The organism is Kitasatospora sp. MY 5-36, from assembly GCF_001182915.1.
GTDB lineage: Bacteria > Actinomycetota > Actinomycetes > Streptomycetales > Streptomycetaceae > Kitasatospora.
In genome coordinates, this window is sequence record NZ_LFVW01000960.1 from 1 (window position 1) to 2,776 (window position 2,776).

General features: G+C 75.4%; 4 protein-coding genes. All 4 read right to left on the reverse strand.

Features of this window, described 5'->3' with window-relative positions; translation table 11 throughout:
- Window positions 1-632: phospholipid carrier-dependent glycosyltransferase (locus tag AE652_RS38805; protein WP_159028692.1), on the reverse strand; the 632-nt coding region annotated here is incomplete at its 3' end.
- A gap of 196 nt (window positions 633-828) precedes the next feature.
- The gene (locus AE652_RS38810) at window positions 829-1,584 is read right to left on the reverse strand and encodes a hypothetical protein (protein WP_049660178.1); all 756 of its coding nucleotides are present in this window, start codon (window positions 1,582-1,584) and stop codon (window positions 829-831) included.
- Window positions 1,581-2,294 (reverse strand): RNA polymerase sigma factor, encoded by a 714-nt coding sequence (locus AE652_RS38815; protein ID WP_049660180.1) that lies wholly within the window; start codon window positions 2,292-2,294, stop codon window positions 1,581-1,583. Before AE652_RS38815 ends, AE652_RS38810 begins: the two co-directional genes overlap by 4 nt.
- A 67-nt stretch (window positions 2,295-2,361) precedes the next feature.
- A partial coding sequence (locus tag AE652_RS38820; protein WP_049660181.1) for a hypothetical protein occupies window positions 2,362-2,776 on the reverse strand: 415 nt, incomplete at its 5' end.

Sequence of the window (2,776 nt, forward strand, 5' to 3'; positions counted from 1 at the left end):
AGCAGGACGGCGGCGGTCAGCGCCACCACCACGCCGCCGCGGTCGTGCACCGCCATCGCGTAGCCGGCCGACGCCCCCGCCCCGACGGCGTGCCAGGTGCGGCGCCGCGGCGGGCCGTCGGCGAGCCAGCCGTGCAGGCAGAGCAGCCAGGCGAGCACCAGGACGGGCAGGACGGCGTCGGTCAGCACGAACTGCGAGTAGAAGACCACCGGCGGCAGCAGCGCGGTCGCGGCGGCGAAGGCGTACGAGAGGCGGCGGTCCAGACCGAGGCGGCGCAGCGCGACGTGGGCGAGCGGGAAGACCAGGGCGTTGACGGCGGCGTTGACGCCCATGACCAGGTGGTAGGCGGTCGTCGGGTCGTCGGCCAGGCGCAGCGCGGGGGAGATCAGCAGGGGGTAGCCGCCGGGGATGACCACGCCGACCGGGATCTCGGTCGCCGAGCCGCCGGCCAGCACCCGGGCCTCGGCGAGGTAGGAGTCCTCGTCGGGGTGGACGGACGGGAAGTCCATGGACCGGACGAGGACGAGACGGAACAGCAGCTCGGCCAGGTAGCCGACGAGCAGCACGACGGCGGGCCGGGTGGCGGCGGTCCGGACGACGGCGGCGCGGACGGTGGCGGCTGTGGCACGCACGGCGGTTCGGGCGGTGCTTCGACCGGTGGCGAGCGGAGTCGGGTCGGGCCGGGTCGGGTTCGGCCGGGTCGTGGTGCGGGGTGGCATGGGCGCGCCCCCTTCTGTCGACTGTCGGACGACTGTATATGTCGTTGGACTGCATATGTAGTCCGACTGGTTCCACGGAAGGGGGCGGGTGCCTACGGGCCGGGCCGGGTCATTTCGCCGGCGGGGTCGGGTACAGGCTCGCCAGCGGGTTGACGTATTCCTTGGCCGGCATGCAGGAAGGGCCCGGGGACTTCATCAGTCCGGCCTGCATCTCGCGGGAGCTGTTGGCCGGCGAAGTCCTGGCCAGCGGCAGGTAGATGAAGATCTCCGTGCCCGCCGGGAGCCGACGGGGGTGGACGGTCAGCACGAGCGGCTCCCCGGGCCCGTGCTCGATGTCCCACCCGGCGGTGAGGTCCACGTGGGAGGGCTGCTTCGGCTCGCGGGCCTTGCAGCCCGGCTCGCCGGGGTAGACCCGGGCGCGGATCCCGAACCGGTCGATGTCGCGCTGCAACTGGTCCACGTCCACCGGCTTGTAGTCCTCGAGGATGGTCAGCCGGACCACCTCCTCCTCGCTCTCCAGGGTGTACGCGACACCGCTGCTGCTGCCCAGCGACCGTCCGCTGTCGTCGCCGCCGGGGGCGGAGCCGTCGGTGCCGGTGGTGAGCAGGACCCCGGTCAGCGCGGCGGCCAGCCCCAGCGGGAGGGCGGCGCCCAGGAGCAGGCCGCGCCGACGGGTGGTGCGCCGGGGGGCGGTGCGCCGAGGGGTGTCGGGGGTGCCGTCCGGGTCGGTGATGCTGTCCAACAGGTGCTCCTTGAGCAGGAGGTGGCGGCTCCGGGGGAGGACCGGAGCGGCCGGGGCCGGCAGCAGCCGGGCCAGCTCCTCCCGATCGGCCTGTTCGGACCGGTGCCGGGGGGTGGCGCTCATCGGATCGTCTCCTTGGTCGGCCGGACCGCGGGGGTGCGGTCACCTGGTACCTGTCCGGTGCTGCCCGGGCGTTGCGCGGTCTCCGCCGCCCGGTGGCCCGCCCGCTGCCCCGGCGGCGGCGTGCCCGGCTGCTCCGCCCGCGCCGAACGCGCCGCGGCCAGCTCCCGCTCGGTCAGCTCCCGCAGCCGGGCGCGGGCACGCGAGAGCCGGGAGCGGACCGTACCCACCGGGCGGCCGAGCGCCTCGGCGACGGCCGCGTGGTCCAGCCCCTCCCACACGTACAGCGCGAAGACCTCCCGCTCGGCCGGCCGCAGCCGCTCCAACGCGGCCTTCGCGGCGGCCAGTTCCTCGGCGTCGGCGATCCGGCCCGCCAGCTCGCCGGAGAAGTCCGGCACCACCTCGCGCGGCGGCAGCTTGGCCATCGCCTTCTGGTGCCGGCGGGCCGCCCGGCGGGTGTTGCGGATGACGTTCCCGGCGATGCCCAGCAGCCACGGCGCCAGGCTCTCCGCGCCGTCCTCCCGCTCGGGGGCGATCCGGGCGCGCAGCCGCCAGGCCTCCAGGAAGGTCAGCGAGACCATGTCCTCGGCGACGGTCCGGTCCCCGGTCATCCGTACGGCGTGCCGGTACACCGCCCGGGCGTGATCCTCGAAGACCTGCCCGAACGCCTCGGCGTCCCCGGCGCGGATCCGCGCCCGTATCGATTGCTCCACACCCGGTCCTGTCCGACGGGCCCCGGGCGCTGCCGTGATCCGCGTCACATGCCTGCCCGGCTGTGCTTCAGGCCGTCCGCGGGAGCGTCGTCGCCGCCGACGGCGCCCGGTGGCGGCGGTGGTACGACACGGTGACGGCCGCCAGCAGCGGCGCCCAGGCGACGGTCGGCAGGTAGAGGAAGCCGACCAGGGTGTGGCCGAGCGGGGTCATGCCCGTACCCGGCAGGGCCCACCAGCCGACGAACGGCGTCCACAGCAGGGCCAGGCCGACGGCGCCGAGCGAGGCCGCGAGCACCACCGCACGCGGGCGGACCGGGCGGCCGCCGAAGAACGGCACCCAGCGCGGCGGCACCGTGCCCCACGGGCGGACCAGCCCGATCGTGAGCAGCGCCAGCGCCTCGGTGAACAGGCTCAGGAAGACCGGCCACACCGCGCCCCACCCGGTGAGGCCCATCGCCCGGTAGCCCGCCTCCGTGTACCCG

Bases quoted from the DNA above. Each gene is read 5' to 3' on its own strand.
- AE652_RS38810 (WP_049660178.1), bottom strand. From the start codon at position 1,584: ATGAGCGCCACCCCCCGGCACCGGTCCGAACAGGCCGATCGGGAGGAG.